The sequence below is a fragment of the Paracidovorax wautersii genome, assembly GCF_031453675.1.
Classification (GTDB): domain Bacteria; phylum Pseudomonadota; class Gammaproteobacteria; order Burkholderiales; family Burkholderiaceae_C; genus Paracidovorax.
Genome location: NZ_JAVIZX010000001.1, coordinates 2879770 through 2893663, shown reverse-complemented (window position 1 = coordinate 2893663; position 13894 = coordinate 2879770). Strand labels below are relative to the sequence as shown.

Genomic DNA, 13894 nt, shown 5'->3' with positions numbered 1-13894 from the left:
CCGCAGCACCCCGGGGTGCGCAGTCGCCCTCCTGGCTCCCCCGCGCTGTATGACTGGTTCTGCAGAGGAAGAGAGATGGCTGCCGCCCGTGGGCCAGCAGCACGGCTCGCAGATGGAGCGGGCCTGCGGATTTTCAAGAGCCGTTGCGCTGCGTCAGCCTTTGACTGACAACCAGGGTTTTTCTCTATGCCCACAATGGGCAGGCTGCCACAGCAACACAACACAACAAGGCGCGCTCCCCCGGGCGCACCGTCAAGAAAGGCTGGATTTCCGCATGTCCTCTCCCGCAGCATCCGCCGGTGTGCCCGGCACGCTCGATGCGCCCGGCTCGGCCGAGCCCCGCGCCTACACCGCCGAAGAGAAACGCCACCGCGTCTTCTCGATCATGGCCGCCTCCTCCGGCAACCTGGTCGAGTGGTTCGATTTCTACGTGTATGCGTTCTCGGCGCTGTACTTCGCCTCGGCGTTCTTCCCCAAGTCGGATCCCACCGTCCAGCTGCTCAACACGGCAGGCGTGTTCGCGGCAGGCTTTCTGATGCGCCCGATCGGGGGCTGGCTGTTCGGCCGCATTGCCGACCGCTACGGGCGCAAGCGCTCCATGCTCATCTCGGTGACCATGATGTGCGCCGGCTCGCTGGTCATCGCCTTCCTGCCGACCTATGCTGCCATCGGCGCCTGGGCGCCCTTCCTGCTGCTGGTGTGCCGGCTGTTCCAGGGGCTGTCGGTAGGCGGTGAATACGGCACCACCGCCACCTACATGAGCGAGGTGGCGCTGCGGGGCCAGCGCGGCTTCTTCTCCTCGTTCCAGTACGTGACGCTGATCGGCGGCCAGCTGCTGGCCGTGCTGGTGATCGTGGTGCTGGAGGCCCTGCTGTCCGAGGCGGAGCTGAAGGCCTGGGGCTGGCGCATTCCGTTCGTGATCGGCGCCATCTCGGCCGTGGTCGCCCTGCTGCTGCGCCGCACGCTGCACGAGACGCAGAGCGAGGCCGCCAAGAACAACAAGGAGGCCGGCACCATCGGCGGCATCTTCCGCCACCACAAGGCGGCCTTCTTCACCGTGCTGGGCTATACCGCCGGCGGCTCCCTGATCTTCTACACCTTCACCACGTACATGCAGAAGTACCTGGTGAATACGGTGCAGCTGCCCATCAAGACCGCCAGCTATGTGATGACCGGGGCCCTGCTGCTGTTCATGTGCATGCAGCCGCTGGTGGGTGCCCTGTCCGACCGCATCGGCCGGCGCAACAACATGCTGATCTTCGGCGCGCTGGGCGCCCTCACCACCGTGCCCATCCTCACCGCGCTGCAGCACACCACGCACCCGGTGGTGGCCTTCCTGCTGATCGCCGCCGCGCTGGTGGTGGTGAGCTTCTACACCTCCATCAGCGGCATCGTGAAGGCCGAGATGTTCCCGCCCGAAGTGCGCGCGCTGGGCGTGGGCCTCGCGTACGCCATCGCCAATGCCCTCTTCGGCGGCACGGCCGAGTATGTGGCGCTGGGCCTGAAGTCCATCGGCCACGAATCCGCGTTCTTCTGGTACGTGACGGCGATGATGGTGGTGGCTTTCCTGGTCAGCCTGCGGCTGCCACGCCAGGCGGCCTATCTGCACCACGACCATTGAGGCGTGCGCGGCGGGGCCGCTTCGCCGCCCCGCCCGGCGCTGCGTCCGGCCGGCAGATCCCCGGCCAAACCCGTTCCTCACAGGGCATCGCCTGCGCAGACGCGACGCACAGAGCCCGTGCAGGGGGTGGCCCGGGCGCCGGCTGCCTCAGCCGGCGGCCGGCAGCCCCAGGACGGCCAGCTCGCGCGACACCCTCTCCCACGCCACATCGCAGGCCGGCCGGGCCCGCTCCGGAGCCTCTGCGTGACCATGCAGCGCCCAGTGGGCGCCGGCCTCCACGCTGTCGATGACGGGCACCTCCAGTTCCGGCTGGATGGCCCTGGCCATGCCGGCCAGGCCGGCGCCGCCCAGGATCACCGCCTGCACGCCCATCTCGCGCACCGCATCGCCGCAGGCACGCGCCAGCAGGGCCTGGGCGGCCATGGGGTCAGCGGCCAACTGTGCGCCCGTGGGCGCCACGGTGCGGATGCCCGCGAGGGCCTGCGCGTGGCCCAGCGCCTGCGCCACGCGCTGCAGCATCGGGCCCCAGCGGGCGCCGCCGGTCACGATGGCGAAGCGTCCATGGCTTGCCGCGGTGATGAAGGAGGCTTCCGCCAGGCCGGTCACGGGCACGGGACTGCTTTCTCGCAGGGCCATCAGCCCCGGATCGCCGAAGCAGCCGACCAGCACCGCATCGGGCGCGGGGCCGTCCGCCAGGGCCGCCGCCCACGCGTCCAGGGCGGCGTGCGAAGCCACGGCGTAGCTCGCCTCGCACGCGATATAGGGCGCACCGAAGCGCGCCGTGGCAGTACGCACCTGCACCTGCGGCCCGGCGGCCGCCTGCACGTGGCGCTGCAAGAGCACGCTCACGCCGGCGGAGGTATTGGGATTGATGACCAGCAGTTGACGCATCGTGTTCACCCGAGAGGTTCAGCCCCGGCCGCCCAGCAGCCGCACCAGATCGGGCACCTCCTGCTGCGGCGGTGTGAACTCCAGCTGCGACTCGATCCGCTCCAGGTGCTGCAGCATGCGCCGCGCCGCCTCGGGCGCATCGCGCAGGCGGATGGCGTCGATCAGTGCACGGTGCTCGCGGCAGCCGCAGGCCGTGGCCTCGTCGCGCTCGCGGGCGCCTGCCGGACCGTAGGTCATGAGGATGAGCGACGTGCGGGACACCAGCTCGCGCAGGATGCGGCCCAGGGTCTGGTGGCCGGCCGCCTGGGCGATGTGCAGATGGAAGTCGCCGGACAGGCGGATCGCGCGGTGGATGTCTCCCGTGGCGCGCGCCTGGTCTTCGTCCTGAATGCACTGCACCAGCCGCTGCACGTCCTGCGCCGTGGCCGCGCCCATGAACAGCGTGACCAGGCGGGGCTCGATGAGCCGGCGCGCCTCGAACACCTCGCGGGCCTCCTGAACGCTGGGTTGCGCCACCGAGGCGCCCTTGCGCGGCGTGAGCGTGACGACCTGCTCGTTGGCCAGGCGCACCAGCACCGGCCGTACGCGCGTGCGCGAGACGCCGAACGCCGCAGCCAGGCGGTCCTCGACCAGCTTGGTGCCGGGCAGCAGGCGGTGGTCGAGGATGGCCGAGACCATGCGCTCGTACATGTCGTTGTCGCTCAGCAGGCCCTCTTCGCCCACCGGCGAATGCGGCCCACCCACGGCCATTGCATCCACGCCCACGCTCATGCGGCGCCTCCGGCACGTCGGCGGCCCAGCAGCCACACCAGGCCCAGCGTGACCGCCATCACCACGAAAGACACCACCGTCGTCACGGTGCCGAGGGCGTAGATGGCCGGCGTGGTGACGGTGGACGTGAGCCCCTGCAGCTCCAGCGGCAGCGTGTTCACGTCGCCGATGGCCTGCGAGGTGCGGGCGATCTCGTCCCAGCTCAGCGTGAAGCCGAACATACCGATGCCCACCACCGACGGCGCGATCAGCGGCAGCACCACATGGGCGAAGCCCTGCCAGGGCGTGGCGCCCAGGTCGCGTGCGGCCTCTTCGTAGGCGGGGTTGAAGCGGTTGAACACGGCGAACATGATCAGCAGCCCGAAGGGCAGCGTCCAGGTCAGGTGGGCGCCCAGCGCCGACGTGAACAGGCCAAGCGACGTGCCGAAGTTCTCCAGGGTGCTCTCCAGCCCCAGCCCGCCCAGCACGGCCTTGATGCCTGTGTCCAGCAGGCGGAACTCCAGGCCGATGCCCAGCGACACGATGATGGACGGCATGATCAGGCTGGCCACCACGATGAAGAACAGCGTGTTGCCACCGGCCAGCCGCTTGCGGAATGCCAGCCCCGCCAGGACCGAGAACACCACCGTGCACAGCATGACGGCGACACCCAGCCCCAGGGAGCGGCGCAGCGCCGCCCCGATGTCCACCACCCCCAGCCCTTCGCCCAGCTGCCGGAACCAATGCAAGGAGACGCCGCGCACCGGGAAGGTGAGGCCGCCTTCGGGCCCCTGGAAACTCAGGATGAAGATCACCAGCATCGGGCCGTACATGAACAGCACGAACAGGGCGAAAACGATCGCCAGGGGCCAGAAGCTGGCGGGGCGGGATTCGCGGACATGCATGGCTACAGTTCCTTGCGGATGTCGACCATGCGGGTCAGGCCCCAGATGATCATGAGGACGACGGACAGCAGGATCACGGCGTTGGCCGCCGCCAGCGGAAACTGCAGGTACGAGGTCTGCACCTGGATGATCTTGCCCACGGAGGCGATCTGCTGCCCTCCCATCACGCCGATCGTGACGAAGTCGCCCATGACGATGGTGATGACGAAGATCGAACCGATGATGATGCCCGTGCGCGAGAGCGGCACGATCACGTTCCACAGCGTCTGCCAGCCGCTGGCGCCGCTGTCGCTGGCGGCTTCCAGCAGGCTGCGGTCGATGCGCATCATGCTGTTGAAGATCGGCACGATCATGAACATGGTGTACAGGTGCACGAAGGCCAGTACCACCGAAAAATCCGAGAACAGCAGCCATTCGATGGGCGTCTCGATCAGGTGCAGGTCGATCAAGGTCTGGTTGACCAGCCCGTTGCGCCCCAGCAGCGGCACCCACGAGATCATGCGGATCACGTTGGACGTCCAGAACGGAATGGTGCATAGCACGAACAGCACCGTCTGCATCCCCGACGAGCGCACATGGAAGGCCAGAAAGTAGGCCACCGCGAAGCCGAGCACCAGGGTGATGAGCCACACCAGGAAACTGAACTTGAGCGTGGAGAGATAGGTGCGCAGCGTGACGCACATATCGGAGGTGTTGCCGCAGCCGTCGAAGACCGCAAGGTAGTTCTTGACCGTGAACGCCGGCAGCAGCTCGTATTCGTTGAAGTCCCAGAAGCTCACCATCAGGATGAGCGCCAGCGGCACCAGAAAGAACAACGCGAACACCAGCGTGAGCGGCGCCGCCTGCCACCAGGCGGCGATGCCAGCCTTGGCAGTGCCACCGGCGGACGGAGGAGAAGAAACGACAGTGCTCATGAGCAACACCTGACATCAAGAAGAAACCGTGGCAACCCTCAGGCACCGTGCGCGCTGTCACAAGGCGACACGCCCTCAACATTCAGAAGGCCGCGGAGCAGTCCAGGCCAGCAGACGCCGCGCAAGGGCCGCCCCGCCGCGCTGGCGTCGTCCCCCTTCCCGCGCGCCAGTGCGAGAGAAGAGGGAAGGCGCGCAGCGCCTCAGGGGGATGTACCGTCAAGCCGCCACGAACTCATTCCACTTCTGGACCATGTAGTTGTTCTCGTCCATGAGCGCATTCCAGCAAGCGATGCCGCCCATGCGCGACTCGTAGCTGCCGCCGTCGCGCACGCTGCCCGCCTTGGCCAGCAGGTCGCCATTGGGACTCTTGATGTCCTGCGCGGCCGGCTTGCCTTCCATCCAGTAGGCCCATTCGTAGGCTTCCATCTTGGCCTTGGCCGTGTCCAGCACCGCGCTGTAGTAGCCCTGGCGGTTCAGGTAGGCGCCGGCCCAGCCATCCAGGAACCAGTTGATGAACTCGTAGGCCCCGTCGAGCTTGCGGCCGCTCAAGGTGGCCGGCAGGCCGAAGCCGGCGGCCCAGGCACGGTAGCCCTCCTTGAGCGGCTGGAAGGCGCAGTCGATGCCCTTGGTGCGCACGGCCGTCACGGCGGGGCTCCACATCGACTGGATCACCACCTCGCCGGAGGACATCAGGTTCACCGACTCGTTGAAGTCCTTCCACAGGGCGCGGAACTGGCCGGCACGCTTGGCCTCGATCAGCGTCTTGATGGTGAGGTCGATCTCCTTCTTGGTCATGTTGCCCTTGTCGGGGTACTTGTAGATCCCCATGGCCTCGACCACCATCGCCGCGTCCATGATGCCGATGGAAGGAATGTTCAGGATCGCCGTCTTGCCCTTGAATTCGGGGTTCAGCAGTTCGGCCCACGAATTGATGGGCCGCTTGATGAGGTCGGGCCGGATGCCCAGCGTGTCGGCGTTGTACACGGTCGGGATCAGGCTCATGAACTGCGTCGGCGCCTTGGCGAAGACCTTGCTCTTTTCGCCCTCCAGGTAGATGACCTTCTTGGGGGCCGTGCCCTGGTCGCCCACCGCCTTGCCCGCCACCGTGCCGGTCGTGAACAGCGGGGTGATCTTGTCCGCGTTCTTGATGCGCTTGGTGTCGATGCCCTTGAGGTTGCCCGTGGGCACGATCTTCTTGAGCGAGAAGTATTCGGTGTCGATCAGGTCGAAGCTGTTGGGCGCGGTGACTGCGCGCTTGGTCACATCGTCGGTGGTGACGGCCACGTACTGGATCTTGATGCCCGTGTCCTTCTCGAAGCGCTCGGCAATCGCCTTGTCCTGGTTCACGGCCGTGCCCAGGTAGCGCAGCACGATCTTCTCCTGCGAGTGCACCGCCGGAAAGACCCCTGCGGCCAGGATGCCCGCCGTGCCCTTGAGCAACGAGCGGCGCTGCACACCCGCAGCGGGGGCGACAGGCGTGGCGGTGGATTCTGCGAGCACATCGGACATGGTGAAAGCTCCTTGGGTTGAAAACGGAGGACAGTGGGAGAAGGGAAAGTGAAGTGAGAGGGAGGCGCGTCAGGCCGTCACGCAGGTGCCAGGTGGGCGGCGGCGGCGGCCGCAGGCCCCAGTGCATGCGCGTGGCTCTGGGTCCAGTGCAGCAGCACTTCGTCGGCCACCTGGTACGGGCTGGCGGCGAAGGCCGCCTCCGACACCATCACCGAGTACTCGGCGGTGGCATGGGACGACAGCGCCGCGCCCGCTTTCTGCAGGCCCAGCAGCACGTAGGTGCCCTGGTATTCCACATCGGTGACCACGGCGCGCATGTGGCTGGACGCCGGAGGCAACGCCTCAGCGGTGCGGGCGATCTGCAGGTGGTCGGTGCGCACGCCGATCTTTCCGGCGGGCGTGTCGATCACGTTGTGGCCGCCCATGAAGCGGGCGACGAACTCGCTTGCGGGCCGGTTGTAGACCTCGTGCGGGGAACCCACCTGCTCGATCAGGCCGTGGTTCATCACCACCATGGTGTCGGCAAGCGCCATGGCCTCTTCCTGGGAGTGCGTGACGTGGATGAAGGTCAGCCCCAGCTCCTGCTGCCAGCGGCGCAGTTCCGCCCGCATCTGGATGCGCAGGAAGGGATCGAGCGCGGACAGGGGCTCGTCCAGCAACAGCACGCGCGGCTCGGTGATCAGCGCCCGGGCCAGGGCCACCCGCTGCTGCTGTCCGCCCGACAGCTCGGCCGGCTTGCGCTCGGCCAGGTGCCCCATGGCCACGCGCTCCAGCAGAGCGCGGGCGCGGGCCTGGCGCTCCGCCTTGGCCACGCCCTTCATCTTGAGGCTGAACGCCACGTTGTCCAGCGCCGTGAGGTGCGGAAACAGCGCGAAGCTCTGGAACATCATGGCCGTGCCGCGCGCCGCCGCCGGCAGGTCGGTGATGTTGCGGTTGTCCAGCAGGACATCGCCGCTGGTCACCGACTCGTGCCCGGCGATCATGCGCAGCGTGGTGCTCTTGCCGCACCCCGACGGACCCAGCAGACAGCAGTAGCTGCCGCTGGCGATGCGCAGGTTGATGCCATCGACGGCCGGCCTTCCCTGCGCGTAGCGCTTGGTCAGGGCGACGATCTCGATCGCGGCAGGGGCCGCTGCAGGGGTGGAGGCGTCCATGGCCGGCCTGTACGCAAGCCATGTGCCAGGTTTTGAACGCAATCCCTGCACCATTTTGTATACAAAGGCAGGGAACATCGCCGGTGGCACGCGGCAGTGCACCGCGGCCGTGCATGCCCCGGGGCCGGACGGGCTGCACCACGGCGAGGCAGCCGCCCCACCGCGGCGCCCCGTCGCCCGTCTCCGGTCAGGCGGCCGACGGGCCCGCCACGCCGGCGGATTCGAAGCTCGCCATCTCGCGCAGCACCCGGCAGGCGGACTCCAGCAGCGGCCAGGCCAGTGCGGCGCCCGAGCCCTCGCCCAGCCGCAGGCCCAAATCCAGCAGCGGCTCGGCCTGCATCTGCTCCAGCATCAGGGCATGGCCGCGCTCGCCGGAGCGGTGCGCGAACACGCAGCGCTCCAACACATGCGGCTGCAGGCGACTGGCCACCAGGACGGCCGCACTGGTGATGAAGCCGTCCACCACGATCACGCGGCGCAGCCGGGCCGCCTCCAGCACGGCGCCCACCAGCGTCGCCACCTCCAGGCCGCCCAGCGCGGCGAGCGCATCCAGCGGCTCCCGTGCGCCGGCATTGGCGTCCAGCGCCTGTTGCAGCACAGCCCGCTTGCGCTCGATGCCCGCTGCATCCAGCCCCGTGCCGGCGCCCGTGCAGTCGTTCAGGTCCAGTCCGCACAGCCGGGCCAGCAGCAGCGACGCCACCGAGGTGTTGCCGATGCCCATCTCGCCTAGCAGCAGCACGTTGCCCGGAAGTCCGCGCACCACCTCCATGCCGTTGGCCAGGGCCTGAGCGCACTCGGCGGCCGTCATCGCCGGGCCTGCCGAGGCATCGGCCGTGCCGGCGGCGACGCGGCGCGACTCCAGGCGGGGCGTGCCCGGCACGGCCGGGCGGGGCCCGATGGCCCGGGCCACGCCGCAGTCCACCACGGTCAGGGCCAGGCCGTGCTGGCGCGCCAGCACGCTCACCGCCGCGCCGCCCGCCAGGAAGTTCTCGACCATCTGCCAGGTCACGTCGCTCGGGTAGGCCGATACGCCCCGCGCCGCCAGGCCATGGTCCGCCGCGCACACCAGCATCTGTGGCTGCACCAGGGCCGGCGCCTCGCGGCCCAGGACGAGTCCGATGCGCAGCGCCAGCGCCTCCAGCCGGCCCAGCGCACCAAGGGGCTTGGTCTTGTGGTCCAGCACGTATTGCAGACGGGTCGCCAGCGCGCCGTCGTGCAGCGAAGCGATCTCGGGAAGGGCCAGGGACGCGGTCATGCGGTCTTTCGTCATGTCAACCATTAAAAGAAATCAGGATGCGGTGGTGGCAGGTGCAGGCTATCCCGCGCCTCAAGGGCGCAGCGACTGCAGCCACCCGCTGTCGAACCAGCGGTCCACGCCGGCGGCCAGCCGCTCGAACACATGGTCCAGCGTGGGCACGCCCGCGCCGAACAGCGCCTGCAGCGCCTGCGGATCCTCGAACAACCCGTGCAGGTACAGGCCCAGCACCTGCCCCGTGGCGTTCTGCCAGGCCAGGCCGGGAATCACCTCGTGCGCCAGGTCGCCGCCAGTGGCCATCGCGGGGTGCTGGGCCGTCTGTCCGTGGTGGATCTCATAGCCCTGCACGGCCGTGCCCGCCAGCGCCCGCCAGGGCCCATGCACCGCGCCCCAGGTGGCCTGTGCGCGGCGCACGGTCTTCTCGGGCGCGAACTGGGTCACCAGCGGCAGCAGGCCCAGGCCGGGTGCATTGCCGTCCACACCATGGCTGTCGATCAGCGCCTCGCCCAGCATCTGCAGGCCGCCGCAGATGCCGAGCACGCGGCCGCCGCGCGCTGCATGTGCGGCGATGGCGGCATCCAGCCCCTGCACGCGCAGCCAGGCCAGATCGGCCGCGGTCGCTTTGGAGCCAGGCAGCACCACCCAGTCGGCGCCGGCCAGCGCGGCCGGGCTGCGCGCCCACACCAGGCGCACGCCCGGCACGCTCTTGAGCGGCTGGAATTCATCCAGGTTGCTGATGCGCGGATAGGCCACCACGGCCACCGTGGTGTGCACGGCACCCGACGTATGACTGCGGTCGTCGAACACGCCGTCTTCCTCGGGCAGGCCGTGGTGCCACTGCATGGGCACGGTCGCCACCACCGGTACGCCGGTGCGCTCGCGCAGCATCTCCGGCGCCGGGGCCAGCAGGGCCGGGTCGCCACGGAATTTGTTGAGCACGAAGCCGTCGATCCACGCGCGCTCGTCTTCGGGCAGCAGCGCCCAGGTGCCGTAGAGGTGGGCGAAGGCGCCGCCACGGTCGATGTCGGACACCAGCAGGCAGCGGGCCTGCGCGTGGCGGGCGACGCGCATGTTCACCACGTCGCTGGCATGCAGGTTGATCTCGGCCGGGGAACCGGCGCCTTCGATCACCACCACGTCGTTTTCGGCCCGCAGCGCATCCAGCGACGCTGCGATCTGCGGCCACACGCGGGCGCTGCGCCCGCGCCAGGGCAGCGCGGACAGCGCTGCATCCACCTGGCCCAGCAGCACCACCTGGCTGCGGGTGTCGGCCTCGGGCTTGAGCAGCAGCGGGTTCATCCGTACATCGGGCTCGGCGCGCGCGGCCAGGGCCTGGAAGTACTGCGCGCTGCCGATTTCGCCATAGCGCCCTTGCGGCCCCGCCACGACCCGGGCGTTGTTGCTCATGTTCTGCGCCTTGAACGGCGCCACGCGCAGGCCCTGGTTGCTGAACCACCGGCACAGCGCGGTGGTCAGCCAGCTCTTGCCGGCGCCGCTGGAGGTGCCCAGCACCATCACACAGCGCGCGGTCATCGCGCGCCGACGCGGCCCAGCGCGTGTGCAATGGTGCCGGTATCGGCTACGGCCGCGGCGGCGGCTGGAGGGGGGAACATGCGCATGCCGCTATTGTCCCCGAGTCACTGGACCGTGTTGACGATCTCAACGCCTGCCGCGCGGTGCGGGCGCCATGGCGGCAGGCCATGGCGTGCCCGGTCACGCCTGCGGTGGCTGGCCGTTGGAGGCGGAGACGCCGCCATCCACCGGCAGCACCACGCCGGTGACGAAGCGGGCATCGTCGCTGGCCAGGAAGGCGATGACCGAGGCGATCTCTTCCGGCTCCGCGCCGCGTCCCAGCGGGATGCGCTCGGCGAACTTGGCCAGCAGCGCCTCGTCCTCCTTGATGTCCTGCGTCATGCCGGTGAAGGTGAGGCTCGGGGCCACGGCATTCACGCGCACGCCCTGCTTGCCGTAGTCCAGCGCCAGCGCCCGCGTGAAGTTGGAGACGGCGCCCTTGGAGGTGTTGTAGAAGCTCATGTCCCAGTCCCCGCCCAGGCCCGACACCGACGAGGTGTTGACCACGCAGCCGCGCGTCTTGAGCAGATGCGGCATGGCCGCGCGCACGCCATGGAACACGCCGGACACGTTGGTGGCCAGGATCTTGGTCCAGTCGTCCAGGCTGGCCTCGGTGACCTTGCCCTGCACGGCGATGCCGGCGTTGTTGACCAGCACGTCCACGCCGCCGAACCGTTCCACGGCCGCGGACACCAGCCGCTCAACCTCTTCATAGCGGCTCACGTCCGTGGGCTGCACCAGGGTGCGCTCGGCGGGCAGGTCCTTCGCCGTGGCCTGCAGCTTGTCGGCCGTCAGGTCGGCGATCACCACGCGCGCGCCCTCGGCGGCGAACCGGCGGGCCGTGGCGGCACCGATGCCGGAGCCGGCGCCGGTAACGATGACGACCTTGTCCTTGAAGCGATCAGGGATGGGAGCGGGCGGCGTGGGGGCCATGGCAGAACCTTTCGGAGAGGGGTGGACGAGCGCACCCCGCGATGGGGTGCCGTGTGCCGTCCATGCTCCGCGCGGAACGCGTCGTGGGGTGTCTGCCAGGGCCGATACGGCTGTCAGCCAGGGCCGCACAGGACCATGCGCCGCATGATGTGCTGCAGCGCCAAAGCCGCATCCGTGCAACGCCCGGTGTGCACGGGCGAGGTCTGGATGATGCTGCTGCGCCGCGCCGTCAGCCAGTGGAAGCGTGCGCGGTACGGCAACTGGGCAATGGGGCCGCAGCCGGGCTCGCCCGCGCAGATGGCGACGATGGCGTCCAGGTGGCGGCGCACGGTCTCCAGATCCACTTGCGGGTGCAGAGCCAGCAGGCGCGCCTCGTCCAGCGCCACGGCGGCTTGCAGGAAGCCGGTGCGCTGGCACGACAGGATCACGCCGGCGTTGATGAATTCCTCGCGCTCCACGCGCGGCACCACACGCACGATGGCGTAGTCGTACACATCAGCCGCGTGCATCGATCGCTCCTTGCAGCCAGCCGCCCTGCCGCCCGGCGAGCCGCGCGGTGAGGTAGTCCACATAAGCCTGGCGGTGGCGCGCCGGATCGGCCAGCGGCCCTTCCGACGCGTCGGCCCCGGCCTGCGCCAGAAAGGCATCGGGCACCTCGGCCAGGATGGCCTGCAGCACCGCGGCGGGCAGCCGCGCGGCCAGGCCGGCGTCCACCGCCGCCAAGTCGTCCGCCTGCGGCAGCAGCACATGGTCGGCGATGGGCGCGAAGGGCTTGGCGGGTACGGCCACGGTGCCGTTCCAGGCATGGTGGAAGGTCAGCGCCGCGCCATGGTCGATCAGCCAGGGCTGGCGGTGCCACATCAGCAGGTTGGTGTTGCGCGCCGTGCGGTCCACATTGCCGACGAATGCGTCGAACCAGACGAGGGAAGACGCGAACCCGGCCGGCACCCGATCCACCGCCGGATCGAAATTGACGGCGCCGGAGAGATAGTCGAGCGCCACGTTGAGCCCGCCGCTCGCGCGGATCAGGTCCTGGATCTCGGGGTCCGGCTCGGTCTGCGCCAGCGCCGGGTCCAGCTCGGCGAGCACGATCTCCGGCACCGGCAGGCCCAGCGCGCGGGCGATGCCACCGGCGATGATCTCGGCCAGCAGTGCACGCACGCCCTGCCCCGCGCCGCGGAACTTGAGCACGTACAGGCCCAGGTCGTCACCTTCGACGACAGCGGGCATGGAACCGCCTTCGCGCAGCGGCGTGACATAGCGGTTGACGGTAATGGTTCGCACGGTGCGCAGTCCTCCTGGCGGCAAGTCCGGCATCGTAGCGGGATGCGAAAGGCTGCGGGGGCGTGCGGACACCGCGGCAATTCACGCGGACCAGGCGCGCGCAAGTGCGTCCTGCGCGGCAGGCGGCAGCACCCCCAGCCGGACATGCCCGGGCAAACCAAAGGAGGCACAGTCGCGCAGCTTGATGCCCTGCGCGCGCAGGCGCGCCAGAGCAGCCGGCAGATCGGCGGCCGCGCCCGCCGAGTCCACACTCGCGACGAAATAGTTGGCGAGGCTGCCCGGCAGCACGCCCCAGCCCAGCGATGCGCACAACGCCTGCTGGCGCGCCTTCCAGACCTGCAGCGTGGGCAGGCACTGTGCCAGCCAGCGCTGCGCGGTCGGCTCCGTCCAGGCCTGCAGCAGCGCCACGCCGTGGGCGCCCACCGGCCAGGACGGGGCCAGCGCCTGCAGCGCAGCGATATCGGCCGCTGGCCCGCCGGCCGGGGCGATGGCATAGGCCGCACGCACACCAGTCAGCCCCAGGGCTTTGTTGGGGGTCCACAGCTGCCAGGCCGCGGCGGGCCATGCCGGCGCCTGGCCATCGAGCCGCAGCGGCACATACGCGCAGTCCACCACCCGCAGCCCCGGCGCTGCCGGGCCGGCCTGCGCCCAGTCGGCCAACGCGTCGTCGGCCCGGCCGAGGGGGCTGGAAGGCTCGCATGCCCACTGCAGGCCCGGCGCAGCGGGAGGGGCGGCGCCCTGCACCAGCGCCAAATCCCAGGCGCGCGCGGCACGGGCGTAGTCGCCATAGGCGTGCTCTGGCAGGGAGACTGCCCGCGCCCCCCGGCGCACGGCCAGGGCGGTGATGCGGTGGATGAATTCGCTGGCGCTGCCGGCAATGACGATGCGCCCCGCCTCCACCCCGTGGAAACCGCCCAGCCGCTCGCGCAGCGCGGCGTAGGCCGGATCGGGGTAGTGCGATGCATCGGCCTGCTGCAGCGCCTGCAACGCGGGCGGACACGGCCCGCAGGCATTGCTGTTGGTGGAAAAGTCATGCAGCGGCACGCCGGCCGCGTCCGCGCCGCCGTGCACGGGCACGCCTTCGGCAAGACTCCAGCCAGCCATCG

General features: G+C 69.6%; 13 protein-coding genes. 1 reads left to right on the top strand and 12 read right to left on the bottom strand.

Features of this window, described 5'->3' with window-relative positions:
* Positions 1–274 precede the first annotated feature (274 nt).
* Positions 275–1621, top strand: a complete 1347-nt coding sequence (locus QE399_RS13040) for an MFS family transporter (RefSeq protein WP_309829209.1) — start codon at positions 275–277, stop codon at positions 1619–1621.
* A 147-nt stretch (positions 1622–1768) separates the two neighbouring features.
* Here the strand turns inward: QE399_RS13040 and QE399_RS13035 are convergent, their stop codons facing one another.
* From QE399_RS13035 to QE399_RS12980, 12 genes are all read right to left on the bottom strand, one after another.
* On the bottom strand, positions 1769–2512 hold the full coding sequence (locus QE399_RS13035; RefSeq protein WP_309829208.1) for an aspartate/glutamate racemase family protein: 744 nt from the start codon (positions 2510–2512) through the stop codon (positions 1769–1771).
* 18 nt (positions 2513–2530) lie between these two features.
* A complete protein-coding gene (locus tag QE399_RS13030; RefSeq protein ID WP_309832094.1) occupies positions 2531–3262 on the bottom strand; it encodes a GntR family transcriptional regulator in 732 nt (243 codons plus the stop codon).
* 17 nt (positions 3263–3279) lie between these two features.
* Entirely contained in the window at positions 3280–4167 is an 888-nt protein-coding gene (locus tag QE399_RS13025) for an ABC transporter permease (protein WP_309829207.1), read from the bottom strand.
* Between the two features lie 2 nt (positions 4168–4169).
* On the bottom strand, positions 4170–5081 hold the full coding sequence (locus QE399_RS13020; RefSeq protein ID WP_309829206.1) for an ABC transporter permease: 912 nt from the start codon (positions 5079–5081) through the stop codon (positions 4170–4172).
* Positions 5082–5297: 216 nt separating this feature from the next.
* Complete coding sequence (locus QE399_RS13015; RefSeq protein WP_309829205.1) at positions 5298–6590, bottom strand: ABC transporter substrate-binding protein; 1293 nt, start codon at positions 6588–6590, stop codon at positions 5298–5300.
* 77 nt (positions 6591–6667) lie between these two features.
* Positions 6668–7744 (bottom strand): ABC transporter ATP-binding protein, encoded by a 1077-nt coding sequence (locus tag QE399_RS13010; RefSeq protein WP_309829204.1) that lies wholly within the window; start codon positions 7742–7744, stop codon positions 6668–6670.
* 187 nt (positions 7745–7931) lie between these two features.
* On the bottom strand, positions 7932–8999 hold the full coding sequence (cobT, locus tag QE399_RS13005; RefSeq protein WP_309832092.1) for a nicotinate-nucleotide--dimethylbenzimidazole phosphoribosyltransferase: 1068 nt from the start codon (positions 8997–8999) through the stop codon (positions 7932–7934).
* 72 nt (positions 9000–9071) lie between these two features.
* Complete coding sequence (locus tag QE399_RS13000; RefSeq protein WP_309829203.1) at positions 9072–10532, bottom strand: cobyric acid synthase; 1461 nt, start codon at positions 10530–10532, stop codon at positions 9072–9074.
* Between the two features lie 180 nt (positions 10533–10712).
* Positions 10713–11504 (bottom strand): meso-2,3-butanediol dehydrogenase, encoded by a 792-nt coding sequence (gene budC, locus QE399_RS12995; RefSeq protein WP_309829202.1) that lies wholly within the window; start codon positions 11502–11504, stop codon positions 10713–10715.
* A gap of 113 nt (positions 11505–11617) precedes the next feature.
* Positions 11618–12013: a DUF3037 domain-containing protein gene (locus QE399_RS12990; RefSeq protein WP_309829201.1), complete on the bottom strand. Its 396-nt coding sequence runs from the start codon at positions 12011–12013 to the stop codon at positions 11618–11620.
* Positions 12000–12788 carry a HipA family kinase gene (locus QE399_RS12985; protein ID WP_309829200.1) on the bottom strand — a complete coding sequence of 263 codons (789 nt, stop codon included), beginning with the start codon at positions 12786–12788 and terminating at the stop codon, positions 12000–12002. The genes QE399_RS12990 and QE399_RS12985 overlap by 14 nt, the downstream gene beginning before the upstream one ends.
* 81 nt (positions 12789–12869) lie before the next feature.
* The gene (locus QE399_RS12980; protein WP_309829199.1) at positions 12870–13892 is read right to left on the bottom strand and encodes an aminotransferase class I/II-fold pyridoxal phosphate-dependent enzyme; all 1023 of its coding nucleotides are present in this window, start codon (positions 13890–13892) and stop codon (positions 12870–12872) included.
* Between the last annotated feature and the right edge of the window lie 2 nt (positions 13893–13894).

Bases quoted from the DNA above. Each gene is read 5' to 3' on its own strand.
- QE399_RS13040 (WP_309829209.1), top strand. From the start codon at position 275: ATGTCCTCTCCCGCAGCATCCGCCGGTGTGCCCGGCACGCTCGATGCG.
- QE399_RS13035 (WP_309829208.1), bottom strand. From the start codon at position 2,512: ATGCGTCAACTGCTGGTCATCAATCCCAATACCTCCGCCGGCGTGAGC.
- QE399_RS13030 (WP_309832094.1), bottom strand. From the start codon at position 3,262: ATGGCCGTGGGTGGGCCGCATTCGCCGGTGGGCGAAGAGGGCCTGCTG.
- QE399_RS13025 (WP_309829207.1), bottom strand. From the start codon at position 4,167: ATGCATGTCCGCGAATCCCGCCCCGCCAGCTTCTGGCCCCTGGCGATC.
- QE399_RS13020 (WP_309829206.1), bottom strand. From the start codon at position 5,081: ATGAGCACTGTCGTTTCTTCTCCTCCGTCCGCCGGTGGCACTGCCAAG.
- QE399_RS13015 (WP_309829205.1), bottom strand. From the start codon at position 6,590: ATGTCCGATGTGCTCGCAGAATCCACCGCCACGCCTGTCGCCCCCGCT.
- QE399_RS13010 (WP_309829204.1), bottom strand. From the start codon at position 7,744: ATGGACGCCTCCACCCCTGCAGCGGCCCCTGCCGCGATCGAGATCGTC.
- cobT (WP_309832092.1), bottom strand. From the start codon at position 8,999: ATGACCGCGTCCCTGGCCCTTCCCGAGATCGCTTCGCTGCACGACGGC.
- QE399_RS13000 (WP_309829203.1), bottom strand. From the start codon at position 10,532: ATGACCGCGCGCTGTGTGATGGTGCTGGGCACCTCCAGCGGCGCCGGC.
- budC (WP_309829202.1), bottom strand. From the start codon at position 11,504: ATGGCCCCCACGCCGCCCGCTCCCATCCCTGATCGCTTCAAGGACAAG.
- QE399_RS12990 (WP_309829201.1), bottom strand. From the start codon at position 12,013: ATGCACGCGGCTGATGTGTACGACTACGCCATCGTGCGTGTGGTGCCG.
- QE399_RS12980 (WP_309829199.1), bottom strand. From the start codon at position 13,892: ATGGCTGGCTGGAGTCTTGCCGAAGGCGTGCCCGTGCACGGCGGCGCG.